We start from the raw sequence: 22,227 nt of genomic DNA on the forward strand, positions 1-22,227 counted from the left end.
TTGTCCGGTCGCGGCCCGACGGCTCGCGCCACACCGCCGCGGGAACAGTGTGTGCGAGATCTCACCGTAGAGGGGGATCGGGTGCGTGCGCTCGGGCCAACGGAGTTAGGCTCGAAGCCGTGACTTCCCACTACGATGTCGTCGTTCTCGGCGCTGGTCCCGGCGGATACGTCGCCGCGATCCGCGCCGCTCAACTCGGCCTGCGAACAGCGATCGTCGAGCAGAAATACTGGGGTGGCGTGTGCCTGAACGTGGGCTGCATCCCGTCCAAGGCGCTGCTGCGTAACGCGGAGCTGGCCCATATCTTCACCAAGGAGGCCAAGACCTTCGGCATCAGCGGGGAGGCGAAGTTCGATTTCGGCGCCGCCTTCGATCGCAGCCGCAAGGTGGCGGACGGCCGGGTCAAGGGCGTCCACTTCCTGATGAAGAAGAACAAGATCGACGAGTTCGACGGTCTGGGCACCTTCACCGGCCCGAACTCTCTCCAGGTCGCGCTCACCAAGGGCGGCTCGGAGAACATCACCTTCGACAACGTCATCATCGCCACCGGCACGGTCACCAAGCTGCTGCCGGGCACCTCGGTGTCACAGAACGTGGTCACCTACGAGGAGCAGATCCTCACCCGCGACCTGCCCGGTTCGATCCTCATCGTCGGCGCGGGCGCGATCGGCATGGAGTTCGGCTACGTCCTCAAGAACTACGGCGTGGACGTGCGCATCGTGGAGTTCCTCGACCGCGCGCTGCCGAACGAGGACGCCGACGTCTCCAAGGAGATCACGAAGGCGTACAAGAAGCTCGGCATCACCATCACCACCGGCGCGTCGGTGCAGTCCATCGACGACGACGGCTCCAAGGTCACCGTCTCCATCAAGGACAACAAGTCCGGCAGTGTCGAGACCGTCACCGTCGACAAGGTGCTGCAGGCCGTCGGTTTCGCGCCGCGCGTGGAGGGCTACGGCCTGGAGACCACCGGCGTGCAGCTGACCGACCGCGGCGCCATCGCCATCGACGAGTACATGCGCACCAATGTGCCGCACATCTACGCCATCGGTGACGTCACCGCCAAGCTCCAGCTCGCGCATGTCGCCGAGGCGCAGGGCGTGGTCGCCGCCGAGACCATCGGCGGCGCCGAGACCATGCCGCTGGGCGACTACCGCATGATGCCGCGCGCCACCTTCTGCCAGCCTCAGGTCGCCTCCTTCGGTCTGACCGAGCAGCAGGCCAAGGACGAGGGCTACGACGTCAAGGTCGCCACCTTCCCCTTCACCGCCAACGGCAAGGCCCACGGCCTCGGCGACGCCCAGGGCTTCGTCAAGCTCATCTCCGACGCCAAGTACGGCGAACTCATCGGCGGCCACCTCATCGGCCCCGACGTCTCGGAGCTGCTGCCGGAACTGACCCTGGCCCAGAAGTGGGACCTCACGGTCAACGAACTCGCCCGCAACGTGCACACCCACCCGACGTTGAGCGAGGCGCTCCAGGAGGCCATCCACGGCCTCGCGGGACACATGATCAACTTCTGATCGCGCGACGAGCAACGGCCCGGTGCCCGGCGAACCCGCCGGGCACCGGGCCGTTTTCCGTGCCGGGAACGGGCATGATGGTGGGATGGCCGGACGGGTGAGCGTATGCGCGCATTGCTGACACTGATCGTCGTGCTGGCGATCGCGCTGATCATCGGCGACCGGGTCGCGGTGACGCTGGCGCAGAACGAGATCGGGCGCGCGATCGCCAGCGAATACGAACTCCCGCAGCGGCCCCGGGTGGAGATTGGCGGGTTTCCGTTCCTGACCCAGGCGGTCGACGGGCGCTACCGCGAGATCGACATCCAGGTCGGCGACTGGCACGACCAGGACATCCACGTGCGCGACCTCGAGGTGAGGCTGAACGATGTCTCGGCTCCCCTGCGCGACCTGCTCGGCAACCGCACCTCGAATCTGGTCGCGGCGACGGCGACCGCCACCGCCCTGGTCCCCTACGACATCGTGCGCGATTACGCCCCGTCCGGAGTGGAGACGATCTCCCACAGCCCGGAGGGCCTGCGCGTCACCGGAACCTTCTCGGTGGAAGGCATCCCGGTCCCCGCGACCCTCATCGTCACCGTCGAGCCGACCGCCGACGGCATCGAGGTCACCCCGGTATCGGTCCAACCCGCCACCGGCGGCCTCACCATCCCCCTCGCCCTCCTCCGCAACTCCCTCGCCTTCACCGTTCCCCTGCAACGGCTACCGCTAGGTGCCCGCCTGACCGACATCCAGCCCAGCACCGACGGCCTCCAGGTCACCGCTGTAGCCCACGACGTCCGTTTCTCCGACCTACCGTGAGCGCGGAACCGTCCCCCGTTCGACTGTACGCAGCCAGCCATGGGGTCCCATTGTCCTCGACTATTTCTGTCTTTGACGATTTCGGCCTTTCGACTCCACCGGAAGTATCGAGAATGCTTGCCGTTGCGGAGGCCACGGCGGGGTGTCGCGCCGGAGATCTGAACCGTGCGAGTACGAGCCCAAATGTGAAGACGTGCAGGTCAGATGCTGTTTTCACTTCTGCCGCAATGGAATTCGCGATAGAATGAATGCATGATTCCGGAGGGGGAAACGCGAGGCGGTGATACCGCAGCCGGTCTGGCGGCGGCGATGGACACCCTGCTCGCGACCGATCTCACCGGACTGTCCGACACCGCTCTCGTGGACGTCATGCGGGAAGTGGAATCCGTTCGCTGTCGGATGGCGGCACTGTCGCACCGCATGATCGCCGAAGTCGAATCCCGGCATCTGTGGGAACGTGCCGGAGCCAAGGGCATGCGCGGGTATCTGATCGATGTGCTGCGGTTGTCGGCCGCCGAGGCCGGAGCGCGGGTACGAGCATCGGCGTCGTTGCGGCCGCGGTCGTTCTGCGGGGAACCCGCTCCGGCGTTGTTGCCGACCACCGCGGCGTTGCAGGCCGAGGGCGCGATCTCGCCCGAGCACGCCCGGGTGATCATGCGGGTGATGGATCGTATCCCCAACGCGGTGCCCGTCGAGACGCAGGCCGAGGCCGAGCAGCACCTCGCCCACGCGGCGAGCCAGATGCCGCCGGAGTACGTGACCAAGGTCGGGCACGTGCTGCTCACCTGTCTGGACCCGGACGGGGGCCTCACCAACGACGACGACCGCGCCCGCCGCCGCGAGCTCTGGCTCGGCAAGCAACGCGTCGACGGCATGAGCGAGATCAAAGGCGTGCTCGATCCGCAGCTGCGTGCCCTGTTGGATGTCGTCTTGGCCAAGTGGGCGCGTCCGGGCATGTGCAATCCCGAGGATCCCGACAGCCCCCGCATGGGACCCGCAGCCGTCGACAAGGATGCGGTGGAGGCGGCGGCGCGGCGGGATCGGCGTAGTGCCGGGCAGCGTAACCACGACGCGCTCAAAGCGTTCCTCGCCGCCGGAGGCGGTCCGGAGAACCTGGGATCGCATCGGGGTGTGCCGGTGTCGGTGGTGTTGACGATGAGTCTCACCGACCTGCACGCCGGAACCGGATACGCCCACACCGCATCAGGCTCGGTGATGTCGATCCCCGACGCGTTGCGGATGGCCGAGGGCAGCTATCCGTTGTTGATGCTGTTCGACGGCAAAGGACTCCCGCTGCATTTGGGTCGGGGGAAGTATCGGTTGGCATCGCCGTGGCAGCGGTTGGCGTGTATCGCCGCCGACCGCGGCTGCACCCGCCCGGGCTGTGAGGCTCCCGCGACGATGTGCGCGGTGCATCATATGGTGCCGTGGTTGCGGGGTGGTCGTACCGATATCGAGAACCTGACGTTGGTGTGCGATCGCTGCCATGCCCAGATTCCCGAGGATGTCGACGATCCGACGGGGTGGGCCACCCTCGGACGCGGCAAGAGCAGCAGCGGCATCGGCAATGGCGGTGTCGGTAGTGGCCGGTATCCGGGTCGTGTCGTGTGGGCACCCCCGACCCGCATCGACCCCGCCCGTGCTCCTCGGGTGAATCTGCACCACCACCCGGAACAGTGGCTCACCGAGCCCCCGACCGATCACGGTATCGACCATCCCGACCGACCCGGTCCCCGTCACCGCGACCACCGAACAGCCGATCGACGACCCACCGGCCATCACGACCGGCCGTCGACAGACCACCGCACCCACCGGCCGAACCCGTCCCGGGGCGATCACTTACGCCAATAACCTCCACCGGCACAAGGCCCGTCTCGAAAACGCAACCCCAGCCAGTCCGTGGGCTGGGATAGACGCGCACGGCACCCAACCCGGCGTCAGCGCAAGCCAGGTAAGGCACCCAACGCCACCACATTCATCTCTTGAAATCTCTGCGGCAACACCCCCGGACCGACACAACCCCCGACACCGCAACACATGGACAAGGCCGCAACCAGCCCCTAACCAATCACCCCCCACCGGGGCACCGGTCGTCGGACTGCTCGGCCTCCATGCGCTGTACGTAAGCGACCGCGTCGCCCACGGTCCGCAGGCGTGCCAGGTCTTCGTCGGGAACCTTCACGCTGTACTTGTCCTCCAGTTGTACGGCGATCTCCACCAGCGACAGCGAGTCGATCTCCAAGTCCTCGACGAAGGATTTCCCGAGCGATACCTCGGCGGCGTCGATCCCGGTCACCTCTTCGACGATCTCCGCGATTCCGGCGACGATTTCTTTCTGCGTGATGGCCATGAGTTCTCTCCTGCGTGTGATCGGTATGCATCCGGCGGTGCCAGTACGCTAAAAGTTCCAGTGGGGTGGAGGTTCAACTGTTTGTGGCGGATGACACACAATCCGGCGTGCGGGTGAGTATCGGGGAGCTGGCGCGGCGCGTCGGACTCCCGGTGCGAACGATCCGGTTCTATTGCGACGAAGGAATTCTGGAGGCGCAGCGCAGCCCGGGTGGGCATCGGATGTTCGACGCCGACAGTGCTGTCGAACGACTGCTGCTGGTGCGGCGGTTGCGAGCGCTCGGGCTCGGGTTGGCAGCGATCACCGGTGTGCTGCGTGAAGAACGGTCGATGGCGGAGGTGATCGCTGCCGAAAGTGCGCGGCTCGACGTCGAATTGAAGACGCTGGCCTGGCGGCGGGCGGCACTGCGGGCCGTCGAGGCTGGTGCTCCGGCCTCTCGGGCCGAACGACTCGCGTTGTTGGCCGCCGCGCAGGACGGTGGGGCGGTACACGATCGCCTCGTCGGGTTCTGGCGGCGCGTTCTCGCTCCGCTACCGCGGTGTGACAGCGATGGATGGGTGGGTTGGAATGTTCCGGAGCCGCCAGCCGATCCGTCGGTCGACGATGTTGTCGCCTATGCCGAACTGGCCGCTCTGGTGACCGCGCCGGGTATGAACAGCGGTGTGCGCCAGCAGTATTGGCGGAACAGGCCGGAGCGGATCCGCGACGGTCGGGCACTTTATGCCGCGGTGGGTGACGTCATGGTGGACGTCGTGCCGCTCGTAGCGGATGGTGTACGGCCCCGCCCTGGCCGCGAACTCGATCGATTCGTCCACGTCCACGCCGACGCGCGCGGGCAACAGGATTCGCCGCGATTTCGTGAGGAACTGCTCGGCGCAACGGTTTCCGATCCTCGGCTGCACCGATACTGGGCGCTGACGGCGCAGTTCCTCGGAACTCGGATCACGGTCGGACAGGCTCACGACTGGTTGCTCGAGGCGTTGGGCCATTCCACCGGAGGGATTCGAACGAGCGCGTCGCGGGTTCGTGGGTGAACCCGCGACGCGCTTCCTTCATTTCTGGCGGAAACCAGGGTGGATGCCTCAGCTCGGAACCGAGCACGGCTCACCCGGGCAGTTCACGCGGCGTCGAGGGCCGCCGCGATCTTGCGGCCCATGGCGGCGACCGCGGGACCCGGCTCCCGCTTGCCGGCCTTGGCGGCGGCGTCCACGGCGACCAGGACGGTGTCGCGGAAGTTGGCGGCCTCGGTGGGGGAGTGGGCGCCGAGCAGGTGGACGGCCGCGGTCAGGGCGGGCAGCACCTGGTCGGCGAGGTCGGCCGTGGTCTTGCCGGGGAGTTGGATGTCGCGGGACTTGGCGGCGAGTACGTGGCCGACCAGACCGGTGGCCGAGGTCAGGGCGGCGGAGCCGTGGCTGATGCCCTTGTGCGGTGCGCCGGCGGCGGCCATCAGGGCCACTGCGCCGTAGGCGGCGGTGCGGACGGTGGCCTGGTCGTTGTCGGTGAGGGTGACGGTGGCGGTCATGGTGGTGCACTCCTTCGGTTCGCCGGGTGTGTGTCCCGGTCGCTGTGTTCGATGTACCTACTGTCGCCGGGGCGACTGATACGGGCCCGACACCTGGCTGACAGCGCCACTGACACCGGCGCGGGTCGGTGTCGGGTGACATCCGGGTACCGGGATGTGGACCTTCGGCCCCTGCGGCGCACCGCCCCGGCGGGTGATCGTGGACGCACACGGGCGGCGCAGCGGCGCCGGATCGGGATCGGGAGGATCGAGATGAGTGATACCGCCGCACAGGACCGCAACGACCGTCGTCAGGATCGGGTGGTCTGGCCGGAGCCGAGCCCGTTGGCCTCCTGGTGGGACCGGGTGATGTTCGCCGAGAGCGCCGGACTGCGCGAGATCCGCCGGCCGTCGTCCTGACCGCGGTCAGCCGATTCGAGGGGTCTCGGCAATCCGTGGCGCAGCGCCCCGCACCTCGCTACCGTCTCATATGCAACTGGTTGAGTATGAGAGGTGGGCGATATGCATCCCTTCCGAGCGGCCGTGGAGGCGCGCGATGTGGACGCGATCGAGGCGCTGTTGGCCGACAATGTGGTGTTCACCAGTCCGGTGGCGTTCAAGCCGTATCCGGGCAAGGCGATCACCGCGGCCATTCTGCGCGCGGTGCTGCGGGTGTTCGAGGACTTCCGCTACGTGCGGGAGATCGCGGATGGGAACGGGCGCGATCACGCGTTCGTGTTCGAGGCGACCGTGGACGGCAAGCGGATCACCGGATGCGATTTCCTGCATTTCGACGCCGACGGCAGGATCGACGACTTCATGGTGATGGTGCGGCCGCTGTCGGGGGCGCAGGTCCTCGCCGCGCGCATGGGGGAGCAGTTCGAGCAGATCGCGGCGGAGGCGGCCGCGCGGCAGTGAGCGGTGGCGGTGGCCGGGCGTCACTCCCGGTGGTACTCGGCCTGGGCGGCCGTGATCCGGTCGATATTCGATTCCAGGATGTGGATGAGGCCCTCGAGCTGTTCGGCCACCGTCGCACCGAGTTCGGTGAGGGTGTATTCCACGTGCGGGGGGATGGACTGCTGGACCTCGCGGTGGATCATGCCGTCGCGTTCCAGGGTCTGCAGTGTCTGGGAGAGCATCCGTTCGCTGATGCCGTCGACGCGGCGGCGTAGCGCGCTGAAGCGGTAGGGGCCAGCGCGCAGCGCGACGAGTGCGAGGACGCCCCAGCGGCTGGCCACGTTCTGGAGTACCGGGCGGGAGGCGCAGTTTCGCGCGAAGACGTCGGCTTCCAGGGTGGGGTCGGGGTCCGGTCGCCGGGTGGTCATGGGGTCGAGATTACTCATCCTTTCGCCTCTTCCGGTATTGCGGGAATAGCCTGTACTTACTATTAGTTAGTACAGCTCGAAACGGTAGTTCATTCCCGTCAACTTGGAGGTAGTCATGACCGTCGCAGTCACCGGAGCCAGTGGTCAGCTGGGTCGTCTCGTCGTCGAGGCGCTGCTGCGCAGGGGAGAACCGGTCGTCGCCGTGGTGCGCGATCCGGCCAAGGTGGCCGATCTGGCCGAGCGCGGCGCGCAGGTGCGTGCCGCCTCGTACGACGATCCGGCCGCGCTGGACGCCGCACTGGCCGGGGTGGACCGGGTGCTGCTGGTGTCGGGCAACGAGTTCGGCAAGCGAGTGCAGCAGCACACCAACGTGATTCGCGCCGCCGAGCGCGCCGGGGTGGAGCTGCTCGCCTACACCAGCATTCCGCATGCCGAACGCAATGAGCTGATCCTCGCGCAGGAGCATCGCGGCACCGAGGCGGTACTGGCCACGGCGACCGTGCCGACCGTCCTGCTGCGCAACGGCTGGTATTGGGAGAACTACACCGGCGGCCTGGCGCACGCGGTGGAATCCGGTGTGCTGCACGGCGCGGCGGGCGAGGGCCGGGTGGCCGGAGCCGCCCGCGCCGACTACGCCGAGGCCGCCGCCCAGGTGCTCACCACCGACGGTCACGCCGGGCGGGTGTACGAACTGGGCGGCGACGAGCGGCTCACCTATGCCGAACTGGCACAGGCCATCTCGGCGGCCGCGGGCAAGCCGGTGCGCTACGAGAACCTGGCGCAGGCGGACTACGCGGCCGCGCTCGAAAAGGCCGGTCTGCCCGCGGGCTACGCCCAGGCGCTGGCCGACGCCGATGCCGGTATCGCCACCGGCATTCTCGACGTCGACAGCGGTGACCTGCACAAGCTGCTCGGCCGCACCTCGACGCCCGCCGTCGAGGTGTTCCGCGCGGCGCTGGGCTAGGCCCAGCCGCCCTGCACCATGGTCTGGAACTTCCACTCGTCACGGCACTTCACCAGCAGGTCGCCGTAGCGCACCTGCTGGCTGAAGTCGCCGACCGTGATGGTCGCGTCCGTGATCACGAAGACCAGGTTCTCGTTCACGAAATGCGGTGTGCGCGTGGATTCCATGGTGATGTCGCCGCTGTCGCCGAGCTGTTCGGTCATCTGTGCGACGTACTGCTCGCGAGTGCAGGACTCCGCGCGCCCATCGGTGACCTCGTTGAGCGGGTACATGGCGGTATCGGCCATGGCTTCGATGTCACGCGCCCGGGCGTAGGCGTCGTAGCGGTCGAACCAGGCCAGTATCTCCGCCACATCCGCGGGGGAGGGGGTGAATTCGCTGCGCGCCGGCATGGTGGTCATGGACTCTCCTCTGTTCAGACCCACTGCACGAGTTGGATGACGATGCCATTGGGGTCGAGCGTCTGGAAGTAGCGCTCACCCCACTCCTCGGTTTCGATGGGTGTCACGATCTCCACTCCCTCGCCGCGCACGCGTTCGTATTCGGCGTCGATGTCGTCGACGACGAAGGCCACCAGCAGCCCTTGGCCCGCGCTGCCCGCGATGCGCTCCGGCTTGAAGGTGGACAGGCCGGTGCGCAGGTAGATGATGTTGAACCCGGCGTCGGGGCGGCTGAGTGAGACGAACCCCTCGGCCGACATCTCCTCGGTGAAGCCGAAGTGGTCGATGAGGAAGCGGGCCGACGCCTGCGGGTCCGGCACATTCAGGGAGATGGCGGAAGCGGTGATTTTCATGGGGTCCTCCTCGGCGTGCCGGATAACTCTTTACTTAGTACGCTATACTTTGTACGGAAATTCCCGGACGCGTGCATCGTGACGTGTGTCACAGGGATACGATTCCGGTGGAGGTGGTGCGCGGAATGGGAGAGCGGAGCAGTGCGGGCGATCCGGCGCGCACCCTCGAACTGCTGTGGCGCGAACCCGGCCGGGGCGGCTCCGCGCGGGGACCGAAACAGCGCACCACCGTGGACGCGGTGGTGTCGGCGGCCATTCGGATCGCCGACACCGAGGGCTTGGGCGCGCTCACCATGCGTTCGGTGGCGGCCGCGCTGGGGCTCACGCCGATGGCCACCTACACCTATGTGCCCGGCAAGGCGGAACTGCTCGACCTCATGCTCGACTCGGTCTACCAGCACATGCCGCGTGGCGACCTCACCGGAAAGCCCTGGCGGGAAAGGGTTTCCGCCATCGCGGCGGAGAACCGGGACATGCTCGCCGCCCACCCCTGGGTGGCCTACGTGCCGACCACCCGCCCGCCGCTCGGCCCGGGGGTGGCGGCCAAGTACGAGCACGAACTGAGCGCCTTCGACGGTCTCGGCCTCACCGATCTGGAGATGGACTCCGCACTGACCCATGTGCTCGGTTTCGTGAACTCGGTGGCGCGCATCGCGATCGACACCCGCACCGCCGCCGCCGACAGCGGAATGAGCGACCACGAGTGGTGGGAGCGCGCCGCACCCGTGCTCGAGCGTGTGTTCGACACCGAACGCTATCCGCTCGGCGCGCGGGTGGGAGCCGCGGCCGGGCAGGCCCACGACGCCGCCTACAGCGCCGACCACGCGTACGAATTCGGTCTGGCGCGGGTGCTGGATGGACTGGCCGCGCTCATCGAGAACCCCGAGCGCCGAGCCGTTCGGCATGATGCCGACGGGCGTGCCGCCCGTCGCGGAAACGCGCGAAGCGACTGACTTCTCACATCCGCTTGCCGCTCGGTGCGGTGTGCGGTGCAATGTCTGTTCGGGGCGCGACAGGACTGGAGGGGTCGTGCGAGCGGAACTCGAACACTGGCTCACCGCGGGAAAGTTCTTCCCGTTCTCCGGATACCGCGTGTTCTATCGGCGGTCCGGCCGAGGCCCGGCCCTGCTGCTGATCCACGGCTATCCGTTCAATTCCTTCGACTGGCACCGCATCTGGTTCCGGCTCACCGAGCGTTACGACGTGCTCGCGCCGGACATGCTGGGAATGGGCTTCTCCGACAAGCCGCTTCGGCATCACTACAGCGTGCTCGAGCACGCCGACATGCACGAGGCGCTGCTGCGGGCGCAGGGGGTGGAGGAGGTGCTGATCCTGGCCCACGACCTGGGGGTCAGCGTGGTGCAGGAGATGCTGGCCCGCCGCATCACCGATCCGGCGCTGCCGCGTATTCGCGCGGTGGCCTTCCTCAACGGCGGCCTCTTTCCGGAGGTCTACCGTCCCCGCCTGGTGCAGCGGGTGCTGTCGTCGCCCGCGGGCGATGTCCTCGGCCCGCTGCTACCACCGCCGCTACTGCGACTGGCGGTGCGTGAGGTGTTCGGTCCCGATACCAAGCCCAGCGCCGCCGATATGCGCGACTTCCTCGACATCGTCGAGTACAACCACGGTCGCTGGGTGAACCACAAGGTCGGCCGCTTCACCCTGGAACGGGTGCGGTACCGCGAGCGCTGGGTGGAGCCGCTGGCCAAAGCCGTTGTGCCGCTGCGGTTCATCAATGGTGCTGTCGATCCCAATTCGGGTGCGCACATGGCCGCGCGCTACCGCGAGGTGGTGCCGGACCCGGATGTGGTCTCCCTGGACCGGATCGGTCACTGGCCGCAACTGGAGGCCCCGGAGGCCACCTTCGAGGCGGCCGACGCCTTCTTCACCGGGCGGTGACTCCCGCCGTCGATCCGGTGAAAGCCGCACGCCGTCGGCGGCCGCTCGAACTGCCTCGACCATGGCCGCCGACAGCGCGCTGCGGGCAGTGAGCGAACACCTCGCCCTCCCCGAGGGCTCGTGTCAGTGATCGGGCTGGATGCGCAGTGCGGTGATGGTGCTGGCCAGGCCCTCGTACTGGTTGACGAGCAGCACGAATTCGATGAGTTTGGGTTCGGAGTAGTGCTCCGCCAGCGACTTCCACGCGGCATCGTCGAGATCGCGGGTGGTGACGAGTTGGTCGACGGCGGTGAGCAGTGCGCGCTCCTTGGCGTTCCAGCCCTCGTCGGCGGGGCCGCGGCGCAGGCGCTCGAGGATCTCCTGGGTGATGCCCGCGCGCTTGCCCAACCGGATGTGATGGTCGGTCTCGTATTCGCAGTCGCGCAGATGGGCGACGCGCAGGATCACCAGTTCGGTGTCGTAGCGGGGCAGAGAGCCGCCCGGCATGAGCCGCCCGGAGTAGTGCAGCCAGCCGCGGAACAGACCCTTGGCCTGGCCGAGGGTGCTGAACAGGTGCGCGTCGTCGGTGCCCGCGGCGCGGGAGATGATCTGCCAGACGAGCCAGTTGACGGGGCCCAGCTCTCGGATGCGGCCGGGAGCGATACGCGGCTGATTCGACACCATGCCTCACGCTAACAAACTGTCCCAGCCAGCGACTACCGCTCGGTAACCTTTGGCTCAATCCCGCAGTGCACGGGCCAGTTTCGTCAGCCGCAGCGCGTGTTCGGCCCGGGCCAGCACATGGTCGCGCGAGGTGGTGATGTGCGTGACCAGCACCGACAGCCCTTGGTCGAGATCGCCCGCGAGCAACTGCTCGGCGATGGCGATGTGCTCGGCCGTCATGATGGCGATCCGCTCCGGAGTGGGGATGTCCAGCGCCCGGATCGGCCGCACCCGCGCGTGTACCGTCGCCAGCGCGTCCGCCAGGGCGGTGTTGCCGGATGCCGCCAGCAGTCGGGAGTGGAAGCGCTCGTCGGCAGCGATGAGCTCGGCCCCCGGTGGCGGCGGATACTCGCGTAGATCCCGCCAGATCTCCAGCTCCCGTTCGATCATCGCCGCGTCGTAGCGCGGTCGCGCCGACCGTGCCCGCGCCTGGCTCGGCAGATGCGGTGTCGGCTGGTCCGGGAGACGCGGCGTGAGCTGGCTCGGGAGACGCGGTGTCGGCTGGCACGGGAGGTCCGGTGTCGGCTGGCGCGTCGTCGGCTCGCGCGCCGCTGTTTCGCTCGGCCGGCGGGACACCGGGTGAACCGCTCGAGTGCGCCGCGTCTCCGCCGTACCGGCGTCACCGGCCGCAGCATTCCACTCGCCCGTGGGATCGGCCGGGGCCGTGCCCGTGCGGGGCACGGCATCCGCTGCCTGTTCCGAGGAGTCGGGTGCGGGCGACGGCGGCGTGGTGTCCGATTCCGAGACCGCGGGCCGTGCGACGGAATCACCCGTCGCGGGCCACGCTGACCCGCCTGCGGTGGCGGGCCGCACTGTCTCGGTGGCCGGCGGTGGGGCGGTCGGCCGCGCCGCCGTCTCGGCGGCGACGGTGGTCGCGACCGGGTTCGGCTCCGCCGCGACGTCGACCGGTTCGCTCGTGCGGAGCCGGTGAATCCCGTGCGATTCCAGCAGGATTCGCAGCTCGTACAGGTCCGCCAGTTCGTCGAGGCGGGGTCGGTACGGGTAGAGCCCGTCCGGCAGCCGTTCGATCAGGCCGTCGGCGAGCAGCCGGGCGAGGGCCTCGCGGACGGGGGTGCGGGATACCCCGTAGATCTCCGCGAGGCGTTCCTCGCGGAGTCGTTCGGTGGGTACCAGCACCCCCGCCGCCAGGTCGCCCTGCAGCGACCGGTACACCCGCTCGGACAACGGAATACGCCCCCTGCGCGCCATGCCGTATGTCCGATCAGATGGCCATGGCCGTGCGGACGTCGGTTTCGGCTCCCGCGCCGCCCGCGCCGGATGAGGTGATCCGTCCGGACCGCAGTACGTAGTACTGCTGGGCGGCCTGCAGCGCGAAGCCGATGTGCTGCTCGACCAGCAGCACGCTCAATCCACCGCGTCGGGTGAGATCGAGGATGGTGCGCTCGATCTCGGCCACCACCGACGGCTGGATGCCCTCGGTGGGCTCATCGAGGATGAGCAGTTTCGGCTCGGTGATGAGCGCGCGGGCGATGGCCAGCTGCTGGCGCTGGCCGCCGGAGAGCAGCCCGGCCTTGCGGGTCAGCAGCTCGCGCAGTGCCGGGAACAGGTCCAGCGCCTCGGCGACGAGTTCCTTGCCGCGCTTGCGCCCGTCCGCCACCACCTGGAGGTTCTCCATGGTGGAGAGCTGCCCGAACGACTGCTGCCCCTGCGGCACGTAGGCGATGCCGTGGCGCACCCGCTTGGAGGGCGGCAGCTTGGTGATGTCCTTGCCGTCGAAGGTGATCCGTCCCGACTTGGTCGGCAGTAGGCCCACGGCGGCGCGCAGCAGCGAGGTCTTCCCGGCGCCGTTGTGGCCCATGATGGCGGCCACCCCGTCGTCCGGAACCGTCAGAGACACCCCGTGGATCACCTCGGTGCGCCCGTATCCGGTGTGGATGTCGGCAAGTTCGAGCATCAGCGTGCCTCCTCGGACTCGGTGGCGGCGGAGTGCTCGGCCGCCGTGGCGGTGCCGAGGTACACCTCCTGCACCTTGGGGTCGTCCTGTACCTCGGCCACGGTGCCCTCGGCGAGCACCCGGCCCCCGGCCAGCACCGTCACCGAGGTGGCGAAGGAGCGCATGAAGTCCATATCGTGCTCCACCACGACCACCACGCGGTCACCGCCGATGCGGCGCAGCAGGTTTCCGGTCTCCTCGCGCTCCTCGGCGCTCATGCCGGCGACGGGTTCGTCGAGCAGCAGCACCGAGGCGTTCTGCACCAGCAGCATGCCGATCTCCAGCCACTGCTTCTGTCCGTGCGCGAGCACGCCGGCGGGCTTGTCCCGCAACGCGGTCAAACCCGTTGTCTCCAAGGCTTCGTCGATGGCGGGCAGCACCGACTTGCGTCGTCGCAGCAGGGTGAGCGCCGACCGCCCGGCCCCCGCCGCGATATCCAGGTTCTGCAGCACCGTGAGCTGTTCGAAGACGCTCGCGGTCTGGAAGGTGCGGCCCACACCCATCCGGGCGATCTGGTGCACCTTGCGGCCGATGAGTTCCCGGCCGGACTTCTGCGCCGAGCCGGTGGCCGGGACCAGTCCGGTGATGGCGTCGATGAGTGTGGTCTTGCCCGCGCCGTTGGGACCGATGAGAAAGCGCAGATCGCCCTGCAACACGGTCAGGTCCACATCGGAGACGGCCTTGAAGCCGTCGAAACTCACCGACAGTCCCCGGATTTCGAGGTATTCGCTGTCCATTCCGGCGTTACCGCCGATTTTGGGTTCGTGCGCGACGGTGGTCATCGTGCCTGCACCTTCTCTTCCTCCGCCGGAGATTCGGGGTCGCCCGTGACCGAAGCGTCGGTGGGGGTGACGGGGTCGACGACGGCGTCCGGAGCCGCCGCGTCGCCGGTCGCCCGGGACGTGGGCCGCACCCGTTGCGCGAGTTGCTTCGCCAGCGGCCCGAATCCGGCCAGACCGGCGGGCAGGAAGCCGACCACCACGATGAACAGCACACCCTGCAGATACGTCCAGCCGGAGGGGAACTGCTCGGAGAACGTGGTCTGCGCCCACGCCACGCCGATGGCGCCCAGCACCGGACCGAGCAGCGTGGTGCGCCCGCCGATGGCGACGCCGATGAGGAAGGCGATGGAGGGCACCACCCCGATATCGGCGGGGGAGATGATGCCGACGATGGGCGTGAACAGCGCCCCCGCGATACCCGCGAAGAAGGCCGCCACCACATACGCGACAATCTTGATATTGGCCGGGTCGTAGCCGAGGAAGCGCACCCGCTCCTCTTGATCGCGCACCGCCACCAGCAGTTCGCCGTACCGGCTGTGCATGAGTTGGCGCGCGATGGCCACCACCGCGAGCAGCGCACCGGCCGCGATGAAGAACAGCATCCGCCGGTTCACCGGATCGTCGAGCCGGAAACCGAAGAAGGAGCGGAAGTCGCTGAGTCCGGTGAAGCCGCCGATGGTCTGCTGCCCGGTGAGCAGAATGGCCAGCGCGGCGGCCAGCGCCTGGCTCAGGATGGCGAAGTAGGCGCCCTTCACCCGGCGCTTGAACACACCGAAACCGAGAGCCGCCGCCAGCAGTGCGGGCAGCACCAGAATGCTCAGGATCGCGACCGGAGCCGAGGCGAAAGGCTGCCAGTACGAAGGCAATTCGGGGATACCCGCGATCACCATGAATTCCGGCACATCCTCACCCGAGCGGGCGGCATCGGCCATCTGCATGTGCATGGCCATGATGTACGCGCCGATGCCGAAGAACACGCCCTGCCCGAGGGTGAGCATGCCGCCCCGCCCCCAGGCCAGGCCGATGCCGACCGCGACGATGGCGAAGCACAGGAACTTCGCCAGCAGGCTCAACCGGAAATCGCTGAGCGCCACCGGTGCCACGCCGAACAGCAGAATGGCGGCGATGGCGAAGCCCGCCAGTGGTTTGACGGAAGAATTCGCGCCGAAACGTCCGATGATGCTCATGCGAGACTCCTGGTGCGGACGGTGAACAGGCCCTGCGGGCGCACCTGCAGGAACACCACGATGACGATGAAGACGATCACCTTCGCCACCGAGGCGGTGGTGGAGTATTCGATGAACGAATTGAGCAGACCCATGCCGAAGGCCGCGATGACCGTGCCCTTGATCTGCCCGAGGCCGCCGATCACCACCACCAGGAAGGCGTCCACCAGATAGCTCTGCCCGATGGTCGGGCTGGTGGAGCCGATCAGGGTGAGCGCCACTCCGGCGACGGCGGCGAGGCCGGAGCCGATGAAGAAGGTGGACAGGTCGGTGAATCGACTGGAGATGCCCGAAGTCTCGGCGAGACTGCGGTTCTGGACCACGGCTCGGATGCGTCGGCCGAGCGGGGTGGCCTTGAGCGCGACGGCGAGCGCGATCACCGCGGTCACCGCCAGCACCATGATGAAGATGCGGGTCTTGGGTACCACCGTCCCGGCGATGGCGATCCCGCCGGTCAGCCATTCGGGTGCGACCACGTTCTTGGCGGGTGCGCCGAAGATATTGCGCGCCAACTGCTGTAGCACCAAGCCGACACCGAAGGTGACCAGCAGGGTGTCCAGCGGGCGGTCGTACATGAAGCGGATCAGGCCCGCCTCCAGGGCCGCGCCGAGCAGGCCGCCGACGATGAATCCGACGATCAGCGAGACGATCAACGCTACGCCGGTCGCGGAGATGGCCTGTTGCACGACGAATGTCGTATAGCAACCGGCCATGATGAATTCACCGTGCGCCATATTGATGACGCCCATCTGACCGAAGGTCAGGGACAGCCCGAGCGCGGCGAGTAGCAGAATCGAGCCCAGGCTCAATCCCGTGAACAGCTGTGCGACAGCTACATCCATTGCGATACCTCGATTTCGCCTCTACGGCCGGGCGCGGAATTCCACGCCCGGCCGCCCCTCATCGAAGGCTGTCGGTTACTTCAGGCCCTTGGCCCAGTCGTAGGACTTCAGGTAGGGGTCCGGCACGATCGGCTGGCCCGAGTCCCACACCGTGTAGATGAGGCCGTCGGCCCGGATCTCACCGATGCGCGCGGTCTTGGTGATGTGGTGGTTGTCGCCGTCGATCACGACCGTGCCCTCGGGGGCGTCGAAGCTCACGCCGTCGGCCGCGGCCTGGATATCGGCCACCGCGAAGGAATTCGCCTTCTCGACGGTGTTCTTCCACAGGTAGACCGAGGTGTAGGCGGCCTCCATGGGGTCGGAGGTGGGCTTGTCCGCGCCGAACGCGGCCTTGTAGGCGTCGACGAACTTCTTGTTCGCCGGGGTGTCCAGCGTCTGGTAGTAGTTCCACGAGGTCAGCTGGCCGACGATGTTCTGCACGCCGATGCCCGCCACCTCCTCCTCCGCGATGGAGACCGAGACCACCGGCATGGTCTGAGCGTTCAGGCCCGCATTGGCGTACTCGCGGAAGAACGCGACATTGGAATCACCGTTGAGGGTGTTGAACACCGCGCCCGCGCCCGCGCTGCGGACCTTGTTGACGATGGTGGAGAAGTCGGTGGAGCCCAGCGGCGCGTAATCCTCACCCTTGATCTCCATGCCGTTGGCCTCGGCCCACGCCTTGATCTCGCGGTTGGCGGTCTGCGGGAAGACGTAGTCGGAGCCCACCAGGTAGAGGGAGGTGATGCCCTGCTGCTTCAGGTAGTCCAGCGCCGGGAGGATCTGCTGGTTGGTGGTCGCGCCGGTGTAGAAGATGTTCTTGCTGTCCTCCAGGCCCTCGTACTGAACCGGGTAGTAGAGCAGCGAATTCAGCGATTCGAACTTGGGCTTCATGGCCTTGCGGCTGGCCGAGGTCCAGCCGCCGAAGACCGCGGCCACACAGTCGGAGCTGATCAGCTTCTCGGCCTTCTCCGCGAAGGTCTTGGGGTCCGAGGCGCCGTCCTCGAGCACCAGCTCGATCTGCTTGCCGAGCACACCGCCCGCGGCATTGATCTCGTCGACCGCCATCTTGGTGGAGTTGGCGACGGTGACCTCGCTGATGGCCATGGTGCCGGTCAGCGAGTGCAGTGACCCGACCTTGATGGTGGGGGCGCTGGTGTCTACGCAGGACGTGGCATTGGAGCCCGAGGCCGTATCGGTGTCCCGGGAGCCGCATCCGGCCAGCAGCAGCGCGGACAGCGCCACCGCGGTCGGAACGGCGATCGCCTTGCGCAGGCGCCGGGACGTATCTCGGCCGAGGTCTCGAGAATCTTGCATGGGGCGGACCCTTCTCACTTCACGGTGTACCGCGGCAAACTGACATGCCGCGACGAATACACCCCGCGTATACAGCGGCTGTATTCGTGGCGTGAACGGTAAACGGGAAGTGTTGCGCCCGAATGTCTCTCGATGTCTGTCCGATTTCCCAGGTTGCGTACGGGTGAATTCTTCCTCACCGCAGCCGGATCACGCGGTGAGAAAACGGGTCCTACCTGGTCAGAGAATCACGTACGGAGAAATGGAACTGCGGTGCTCGCTGATGTCGAGCGATTTGCCCAGCGGCGGGAAGGCGCGCTGCGGGCAGTTGGTGCGTTCGCAGACCCGGCAGCCCGCGCCGATCGGGGTGGCCTTGGGGTCGTGCAGATCGAGGCCGTCCGCGTACACCACCCGCGTGGCATGGCGCAGTTCGCAACCCAGTCCGATGGCGAAGGTCTTGCTCGGCTCGCCGTAGCGGGTGGCGCGGCGCTCCACCGTGCGGGCGATCCAGAGATATTTGCGACCGTCGGGCATCTGGGCGATCTGCGTCATGATGCGGCCCGGGTAGGCGAAGGTCTCGTACACATTCCACAGCGGGCAGGTGCCGCCGCTCGACGAGAAGTGAAAACCGGTGGCGGACTGTCGTTTCGACATATTGCCCGCGCGATCCACACGCACGAAGGAGAACGGGACGCCGCGCAGTTTGGGGCGTTGCAGGGTGGACAGGCGATGGCAGATGGTTTCGTAGCTCTGCGTGAAGAAGGCCGACAGGCGCTCGATGTCGTAGCGGAAGTCCTCGGCCACCTCGTGGAAATGCGTGTAGGGCAGCACGGTGGCGGCGGCGAAGTAGTTGGCCAGTCCGAGCTTCGCCAGCACGCGGGTCTCGTCGTTGGTGAAATTGCCTTCCTCGACCAGTTTTTCGATGAGTTCGCCGCATTCCAGGTAGGCGAGTTCGGCGGCGAGCTTGAAGACCCGCTGGCCGCCGGACAGGTGCGGCGCGATCTCCAGGCGCCGGTTCTCCTCGTCGTAGCGGTGCAGCACGCCTTCGCCGAGGTCGATGCGCTCCACGATCTGCACACCGTGCGCGGTGGTGAGGCGGCGGGCGATCTCGCGCTTGAGATCGCCGCCGTGGAAGCGCATGCGGGTGGCGAGTTCCTCTGCGGCGGTGTCCAATTCGTGAATGTAGTTCTGCCGCTGATAGAAGAAGTCGCGCACCTCCTCGTGCGGGCGGGAGATGGCTCCGGAGCCGCTGCCGTCGGCGAAGCGGTCCTCGGTGGCGGCGGCCAGCTGCGCGGTCGTATTGCGGTAGCGGCGGTGCATATTCACCATGGCCCGCGCCAGCGTCGGGTGCGCGGACACCATGTCGGCGATCTCGGCGGCGTCCGCCTCGATGCCGAGTTCCTGGTCCATCACGACTTCCTGGAGTTCGGCGATGAGCCGGGTGTCGTCCTGGGAGGAGAAGAAGCTGGCGTCGACGCCGAACACCTCGCTGATGCGCAGCAGCACCGGTACGGTGAGCGGACGCACATCGTGTTCGATCTGGTTCAGGTAGCTCGCCGAGATCTCCAGCTTCTTGGCGAGAGAGACCTGGCTCAGCCCCCGTTCGGTGCGCAGCTGCCGTAGGCGCGCCCCGACGTAAGTCTTGGCCATATGTCCAGGTTAGGCCGGGTTAGCAGGGCTGCCAATGGGAATTTCACAGAACTGTTGAGCAATCTGTCACACCCCCGGGTTACCGTCGAATCCGTGCTGTTGTCGGAAGTGGTGCGGGCGTCGGCGTCGGTGCGCGCGACCACCTCGCGCAAGTCCAAGATCGCCACGCTCGCGGCGCTGCTCCAGCGGGTGACGGTGGATGAATTGGCGCAGGTGGTGGCGTGGGTTTCGGGTGATCTACGGCAGGGGCGGGTGGGGGCCGGCTGGCGCACGCTGACCGCCGTCGCGGTGGACCCGGCGCCGGAGCCGACCCTCACGGTCGGCGGGGTGGATCGCGTGCTGAGCGAACTCGCCGCCACCTCCGGGGCCGGATCGGTGGTGCGGCGGCGGGAACTGCTGGTGGAGCTGCTGTCGGCGGCGACCGTCGAGGAAAGGGATTTCCTGCTGCGGCTGCTCACGGGGGAATTGCGGCAGGGGGCGCTGACGGCGGTGGTCGCCGAGGCGGTGGCGGCGGCCTTCGAGGTCCCGGTGGCGGCGGTGCGGCGGGCGCACATGCTGTCCGGACGGCTACCGGTGACGGCGGTGGCGGCCGCGACCGGCGGGGCGGCGGCGCTCGCGGCCTTCCGGCTGGAGGTGGGGCGGCCGCTGCAACCCATGCTGGCCTCGCCCGGCTCCGCGCTGGACGCGGCCATGGCGGAGTTCGCGGGTGAGGTGAGCGTCGAGCACAAGATGGACGGGGCGCGGATCCAGGTGCACCGCGACGGTGAGCGGGTGTGGGTGTTCACCCGCACGCTGCGTGACATCACCGCCGGGGTGCCCGAATTGGTCGGGCTGGTGCGGGAATTGGACTGCACCAGCGTGGTGCTCGACGGCGAGACGCTGGCGCTGAACGATGCCGGGCGGCCCCGTCCGTTCCAGGAGACCATGAGCCGCTTCGCCTCCGATCCGGCGCTGGTGGCGAGCGATCCCGGCTTGGCGCAGGCGAACTCGACCCGCGATCTGCTGCTGCACCCGTACTTCTTCGACTGCCTGCACCTGGACGGGGTCGACCTGCTCGACGCACCGCTGCGGGACCGGCGCGCCGCATTGACGAAAGTGGCCCCCGGACACAGCATTCCGGCGCTCATCACCCCGGATGCGGAGGCGGCCGCCGAGTACTTCGACGGTGCGCTGGCCGCCGGACACGAGGGGATCATGATCAAATCCCTGGATTCGGTGTACGCCGCCGGGCGGCGCGGACGCGCCTGGCAGAAGATCAAACCCACGCACACGCTGGACCTCGTCGTCCTCGGCGCGGAATGGGGTTACGGCCGCCGCACCGGATACCTGTCCAACCTGCACCTCGGCGCCCGCGACCCGGACGGCGGCGAGCCCGTCATGGTCGGCAAGACCTTCAAGGGCCTCACCGATGCTCTGCTGCACTGGCAGACCGCCGAATTCCCGCGTCACGAACGCGACCGCGACAGCACCACGGTCTACCTCCGCCCCGAACTGGTCGTGGAGATCGCCATCGACGGCGTCCAGGCCAGCACCCGCTACACCGGCGGCGTGGCCCTGCGCTTCGCCCGCGTGGTCCGCTACCGCCCCGACAAGGAACCCGCCCAAGCCGACACCATCGACACCGTGCGCGCCCTACTACCGGGCACCCGCCCCACCTGAGGGGGTGCCGCGCGGTGCACAGCGGACTCACAGGGGATCTTGGGGCTAGGGCCAGGTTGGCGGGGCAAGGTGGGGTTTGTCGGCGGGCCGGTCATCAGGGCGTTGCGGGATGACGGGTGGGCGCCTCCCATGCGCTGCCTACCCAGCGCGCTCACCCGGGCCGCGCGCACGGCCCGCCGACCGGATGGGTCGCCCATGCCTCGACCCATCCGCCGCACGGTCGGCGGCGCCCACCCCCTCGCGGGCGCCGCCGATGGCGTGCGCGGCTGGGTGCCCGCCGGCTCGGCCGGGCTACTCGTAGCCGCTGTCGACCAGGAGGTTGGGCAGGCGGCGGCGGCCCGCGGCGATGTCCTGGGCGAGGTCCTCGTAGGCGGTGGCGAGTTCGGTGAGGCGGGTGGAGGCGTCGTGGACGGCCTCGTCGGGGCAGGTGGTCAGGGTGAGATAGGCCAGCGCCGAGAACTGGGCCAGGCGGTCGACGACCGTCCCGACGGTCTCGGTGTGCAGGCGAGCGTCTCTCTCGGCCTTCGGCGACGCGGTGGCGACCCAGCGGTCGATATCGTGCACGAGGCGGGCGCGGTGGTGGTCGATGGCGGAGGTCGCGCCGGGGCGGGCGGCTAGGCGGCGCTCGTGCAGATCCGCGAGTAGGCCGGCGTACCGCAGCACCGGGTGGTCGTCGGGAGGCAGGCCGCGGCAGGCCCGCAGCAGCAGGTTCTTGGTTGGGAGCGGGTGCACGGCGGCCATCCTGCTACGTGAATATCTCCGATTGGCAACGAAATTCGCCCCGGCTGAGATCATTGTCGGCAGCGCCGTTCATGATCATTCGTCCAGGGGCGCCGGTGGTCTTTGTCACCGCCGAGGTGTTGTATTCCCAAGGGCGCGTGCGGATGTGGCTGTGCGCATACGGTGGGAGGGGATGAGGAGACG

The 22,227-nt window shown here is 67.9% G+C and carries 24 protein-coding genes and 1 pseudogene; 10 read left to right on the forward strand and 15 right to left on the reverse strand.

Translation table 11 applies throughout. The features are described from left to right. Nucleotides 1–119 precede the first annotated feature (119 nt). The 3 genes from lpdA to FOH10_RS33855 all read left to right on the forward strand — a co-directional run bounded on the left by lpdA (nucleotide 120) and on the right by FOH10_RS33855 (nucleotide 4,175). A complete protein-coding gene (gene lpdA, locus FOH10_RS33845) occupies nucleotides 120–1,523 on the forward strand; it encodes a dihydrolipoyl dehydrogenase (RefSeq protein ID WP_143983666.1) in 1,404 nt (467 codons plus the stop codon). Nucleotides 1,524–1,628: 105 nt separating this feature from the next. Then, entirely contained in the window at nucleotides 1,629–2,324 is a 696-nt protein-coding gene (locus FOH10_RS33850) for an LmeA family phospholipid-binding protein (RefSeq protein WP_143983667.1), read from the forward strand. 252 nt (nucleotides 2,325–2,576) lie between these two features. Then, nucleotides 2,577–4,175, forward strand: a complete 1,599-nt coding sequence (locus FOH10_RS33855; protein ID WP_143983668.1) for an HNH endonuclease signature motif containing protein — start codon at nucleotides 2,577–2,579, stop codon at nucleotides 4,173–4,175. A 217-nt stretch (nucleotides 4,176–4,392) separates the two neighbouring features. Here the strand turns inward: FOH10_RS33855 and acpM are convergent, their stop codons facing one another. Then, the gene (acpM, locus tag FOH10_RS33860) at nucleotides 4,393–4,674 is read right to left on the reverse strand and encodes a meromycolate extension acyl carrier protein AcpM (protein WP_143983669.1); all 282 of its coding nucleotides are present in this window, start codon (nucleotides 4,672–4,674) and stop codon (nucleotides 4,393–4,395) included. A gap of 83 nt (nucleotides 4,675–4,757) precedes the next feature. On the opposite strand from acpM, the gene FOH10_RS33865 reads away from it, so the two are divergent. Then, a complete protein-coding gene (locus FOH10_RS33865; RefSeq protein WP_221937905.1) occupies nucleotides 4,758–5,708 on the forward strand; it encodes a MerR family transcriptional regulator in 951 nt (316 codons plus the stop codon). An 83-nt stretch (nucleotides 5,709–5,791) separates the two neighbouring features. Here the strand turns inward: FOH10_RS33865 and FOH10_RS33870 are convergent, their stop codons facing one another. Beyond that, nucleotides 5,792–6,196, reverse strand: a complete 405-nt coding sequence (locus FOH10_RS33870) for a hypothetical protein (protein ID WP_143983670.1) — start codon at nucleotides 6,194–6,196, stop codon at nucleotides 5,792–5,794. 252 nt (nucleotides 6,197–6,448) lie between these two features. Between FOH10_RS33870 and FOH10_RS35140 the strand changes: the two genes are divergently transcribed. Together FOH10_RS35140 and FOH10_RS33875 are read left to right on the forward strand one after the other, a co-directional pair. Then, nucleotides 6,449–6,595 (forward strand): hypothetical protein, encoded by a 147-nt coding sequence (locus FOH10_RS35140; RefSeq protein ID WP_158453126.1) that lies wholly within the window; start codon nucleotides 6,449–6,451, stop codon nucleotides 6,593–6,595. A gap of 102 nt (nucleotides 6,596–6,697) precedes the next feature. Then, nucleotides 6,698–7,093 (forward strand): nuclear transport factor 2 family protein, encoded by a 396-nt coding sequence (locus FOH10_RS33875; RefSeq protein WP_029926265.1) that lies wholly within the window; start codon nucleotides 6,698–6,700, stop codon nucleotides 7,091–7,093. A 20-nt stretch (nucleotides 7,094–7,113) separates the two neighbouring features. Here FOH10_RS33875 and FOH10_RS33880 read toward each other — a convergent pair whose 3' ends face one another. Continuing rightward, nucleotides 7,114–7,518, reverse strand: coding sequence for a winged helix-turn-helix transcriptional regulator (locus tag FOH10_RS33880; RefSeq protein ID WP_244961486.1), 405 nt, complete (start codon nucleotides 7,516–7,518; stop codon nucleotides 7,114–7,116). Between the two features lie 97 nt (nucleotides 7,519–7,615). Here FOH10_RS33880 and FOH10_RS33885 point away from each other — a divergent pair, with 97 nt between their 5' ends. Further along, nucleotides 7,616–8,464, forward strand: coding sequence for an SDR family oxidoreductase (locus FOH10_RS33885; RefSeq protein WP_143983671.1), 849 nt, complete (start codon nucleotides 7,616–7,618; stop codon nucleotides 8,462–8,464). Here FOH10_RS33885 and FOH10_RS33890 read toward each other — a convergent pair. Together FOH10_RS33890 and FOH10_RS33895 are read right to left on the reverse strand one after the other, a co-directional pair. Continuing rightward, nucleotides 8,461–8,865 carry a Cif family virulence factor gene (locus FOH10_RS33890; protein WP_143983672.1) on the reverse strand — a complete coding sequence of 135 codons (405 nt, stop codon included), beginning with the start codon at nucleotides 8,863–8,865 and terminating at the stop codon, nucleotides 8,461–8,463. The genes FOH10_RS33885 and FOH10_RS33890 overlap by 4 nt on opposite strands. A gap of 14 nt (nucleotides 8,866–8,879) precedes the next feature. Further along, on the reverse strand, nucleotides 8,880–9,257 hold the full coding sequence (locus FOH10_RS33895; protein ID WP_039817694.1) for a VOC family protein: 378 nt from the start codon (nucleotides 9,255–9,257) through the stop codon (nucleotides 8,880–8,882). A 125-nt stretch (nucleotides 9,258–9,382) separates the two neighbouring features. Here FOH10_RS33895 and FOH10_RS33900 point away from each other — a divergent pair, with 125 nt between their 5' ends. Both FOH10_RS33900 and FOH10_RS33905 read left to right on the forward strand, forming a co-directional pair. Continuing rightward, nucleotides 9,383–10,210: a TetR/AcrR family transcriptional regulator gene (locus tag FOH10_RS33900; RefSeq protein ID WP_143983673.1), complete on the forward strand. Its 828-nt coding sequence runs from the start codon at nucleotides 9,383–9,385 to the stop codon at nucleotides 10,208–10,210. A gap of 76 nt (nucleotides 10,211–10,286) precedes the next feature. Beyond that, nucleotides 10,287–11,153 carry an alpha/beta fold hydrolase gene (locus FOH10_RS33905; protein ID WP_143983674.1) on the forward strand — a complete coding sequence of 289 codons (867 nt, stop codon included), beginning with the start codon at nucleotides 10,287–10,289 and terminating at the stop codon, nucleotides 11,151–11,153. 123 nt (nucleotides 11,154–11,276) lie between these two features. Here FOH10_RS33905 and FOH10_RS33910 read toward each other — a convergent pair whose 3' ends face one another. From FOH10_RS33910 to ramB, 9 genes and pseudogenes are all read right to left on the reverse strand, one after another. Then, nucleotides 11,277–11,816 (reverse strand): carboxymuconolactone decarboxylase family protein, encoded by a 540-nt coding sequence (locus FOH10_RS33910; protein WP_143983675.1) that lies wholly within the window; start codon nucleotides 11,814–11,816, stop codon nucleotides 11,277–11,279. Nucleotides 11,817–11,870: 54 nt separating this feature from the next. Beyond that, nucleotides 11,871–12,245 (reverse strand): FCD domain-containing protein, encoded by a 375-nt coding sequence (locus tag FOH10_RS33915; RefSeq protein ID WP_143984487.1) that lies wholly within the window; start codon nucleotides 12,243–12,245, stop codon nucleotides 11,871–11,873. Between the two features lie 531 nt (nucleotides 12,246–12,776). Next, nucleotides 12,777–13,064, reverse strand: a pseudogene (locus tag FOH10_RS33920) (GntR family transcriptional regulator); the annotation flags it as partial. A 13-nt stretch (nucleotides 13,065–13,077) separates the two neighbouring features. Continuing rightward, the gene (gene urtE, locus FOH10_RS33925; protein ID WP_143983676.1) at nucleotides 13,078–13,770 is read right to left on the reverse strand and encodes an urea ABC transporter ATP-binding subunit UrtE; all 693 of its coding nucleotides are present in this window, start codon (nucleotides 13,768–13,770) and stop codon (nucleotides 13,078–13,080) included. Continuing rightward, nucleotides 13,770–14,591 (reverse strand): urea ABC transporter ATP-binding protein UrtD, encoded by an 822-nt coding sequence (gene urtD, locus FOH10_RS33930; RefSeq protein WP_143983677.1) that lies wholly within the window; start codon nucleotides 14,589–14,591, stop codon nucleotides 13,770–13,772. The genes urtE and urtD overlap by 1 nt, the downstream gene beginning before the upstream one ends. Then, complete coding sequence (urtC, locus tag FOH10_RS33935) at nucleotides 14,588–15,778, reverse strand: urea ABC transporter permease subunit UrtC (RefSeq protein ID WP_143983678.1); 1,191 nt, start codon at nucleotides 15,776–15,778, stop codon at nucleotides 14,588–14,590. Before urtC ends, urtD begins: the two co-directional genes overlap by 4 nt. Beyond that, a complete protein-coding gene (gene urtB / locus FOH10_RS33940) occupies nucleotides 15,775–16,659 on the reverse strand; it encodes an urea ABC transporter permease subunit UrtB (RefSeq protein ID WP_143983679.1) in 885 nt (294 codons plus the stop codon). Before urtB ends, urtC begins: the two co-directional genes overlap by 4 nt. A 75-nt stretch (nucleotides 16,660–16,734) precedes the next feature. Continuing rightward, a complete protein-coding gene (urtA, locus tag FOH10_RS33945) occupies nucleotides 16,735–18,015 on the reverse strand; it encodes an urea ABC transporter substrate-binding protein (RefSeq protein WP_143983680.1) in 1,281 nt (426 codons plus the stop codon). A 219-nt stretch (nucleotides 18,016–18,234) separates the two neighbouring features. After that, the gene (gene ramB / locus FOH10_RS33950) at nucleotides 18,235–19,644 is read right to left on the reverse strand and encodes an acetate metabolism transcriptional regulator RamB (protein WP_143983681.1); all 1,410 of its coding nucleotides are present in this window, start codon (nucleotides 19,642–19,644) and stop codon (nucleotides 18,235–18,237) included. A 93-nt stretch (nucleotides 19,645–19,737) separates the two neighbouring features. Between ramB and FOH10_RS33955 the strand changes: the two genes are divergently transcribed. Continuing rightward, nucleotides 19,738–21,303 carry an ATP-dependent DNA ligase gene (locus FOH10_RS33955; protein WP_143983682.1) on the forward strand — a complete coding sequence of 522 codons (1,566 nt, stop codon included), beginning with the start codon at nucleotides 19,738–19,740 and terminating at the stop codon, nucleotides 21,301–21,303. Between the two features lie 291 nt (nucleotides 21,304–21,594). Here the strand turns inward: FOH10_RS33955 and FOH10_RS33960 are convergent, their stop codons facing one another. Next, nucleotides 21,595–22,035, reverse strand: coding sequence for a DUF4254 domain-containing protein (locus tag FOH10_RS33960; protein ID WP_143983683.1), 441 nt, complete (start codon nucleotides 22,033–22,035; stop codon nucleotides 21,595–21,597). Nucleotides 22,036–22,227: the final 192 nt, after the last annotated feature.

Source organism: Nocardia otitidiscaviarum (genome assembly GCF_007362295.1).
Classification (GTDB): domain Bacteria; phylum Actinomycetota; class Actinomycetes; order Mycobacteriales; family Mycobacteriaceae; genus Nocardia; species Nocardia otitidiscaviarum.

Bases quoted from the DNA above. Each gene is read 5' to 3' on its own strand.
- FOH10_RS33850 (WP_143983667.1), top strand. From the start codon at position 1,629: ATGCGCGCATTGCTGACACTGATCGTCGTGCTGGCGATCGCGCTGATC.
- FOH10_RS33855 (WP_143983668.1), top strand. From the start codon at position 2,577: ATGATTCCGGAGGGGGAAACGCGAGGCGGTGATACCGCAGCCGGTCTG.
- acpM (WP_143983669.1), bottom strand. From the start codon at position 4,674: ATGGCCATCACGCAGAAAGAAATCGTCGCCGGAATCGCGGAGATCGTC.
- FOH10_RS33870 (WP_143983670.1), bottom strand. From the start codon at position 6,196: ATGACCGCCACCGTCACCCTCACCGACAACGACCAGGCCACCGTCCGC.
- FOH10_RS35140 (WP_158453126.1), top strand. From the start codon at position 6,449: ATGAGTGATACCGCCGCACAGGACCGCAACGACCGTCGTCAGGATCGG.
- FOH10_RS33875 (WP_029926265.1), top strand. From the start codon at position 6,698: ATGCATCCCTTCCGAGCGGCCGTGGAGGCGCGCGATGTGGACGCGATC.
- FOH10_RS33880 (WP_244961486.1), bottom strand. From the start codon at position 7,518: ATGAGTAATCTCGACCCCATGACCACCCGGCGACCGGACCCCGACCCC.
- FOH10_RS33885 (WP_143983671.1), top strand. From the start codon at position 7,616: ATGACCGTCGCAGTCACCGGAGCCAGTGGTCAGCTGGGTCGTCTCGTC.
- FOH10_RS33890 (WP_143983672.1), bottom strand. From the start codon at position 8,865: ATGACCACCATGCCGGCGCGCAGCGAATTCACCCCCTCCCCCGCGGAT.
- FOH10_RS33895 (WP_039817694.1), bottom strand. From the start codon at position 9,257: ATGAAAATCACCGCTTCCGCCATCTCCCTGAATGTGCCGGACCCGCAG.
- FOH10_RS33900 (WP_143983673.1), top strand. From the start codon at position 9,383: ATGGGAGAGCGGAGCAGTGCGGGCGATCCGGCGCGCACCCTCGAACTG.
- FOH10_RS33910 (WP_143983675.1), bottom strand. From the start codon at position 11,816: ATGGTGTCGAATCAGCCGCGTATCGCTCCCGGCCGCATCCGAGAGCTG.
- FOH10_RS33915 (WP_143984487.1), bottom strand. From the start codon at position 12,245: ATGATCGAACGGGAGCTGGAGATCTGGCGGGATCTACGCGAGTATCCG.
- urtE (WP_143983676.1), bottom strand. From the start codon at position 13,770: ATGCTCGAACTTGCCGACATCCACACCGGATACGGGCGCACCGAGGTG.
- urtD (WP_143983677.1), bottom strand. From the start codon at position 14,591: ATGACCACCGTCGCGCACGAACCCAAAATCGGCGGTAACGCCGGAATG.
- urtC (WP_143983678.1), bottom strand. From the start codon at position 15,778: ATGAGCATCATCGGACGTTTCGGCGCGAATTCTTCCGTCAAACCACTG.
- urtB (WP_143983679.1), bottom strand. From the start codon at position 16,659: ATGGATGTAGCTGTCGCACAGCTGTTCACGGGATTGAGCCTGGGCTCG.
- urtA (WP_143983680.1), bottom strand. From the start codon at position 18,015: ATGCAAGATTCTCGAGACCTCGGCCGAGATACGTCCCGGCGCCTGCGC.
- ramB (WP_143983681.1), bottom strand. From the start codon at position 19,644: ATGGCCAAGACTTACGTCGGGGCGCGCCTACGGCAGCTGCGCACCGAA.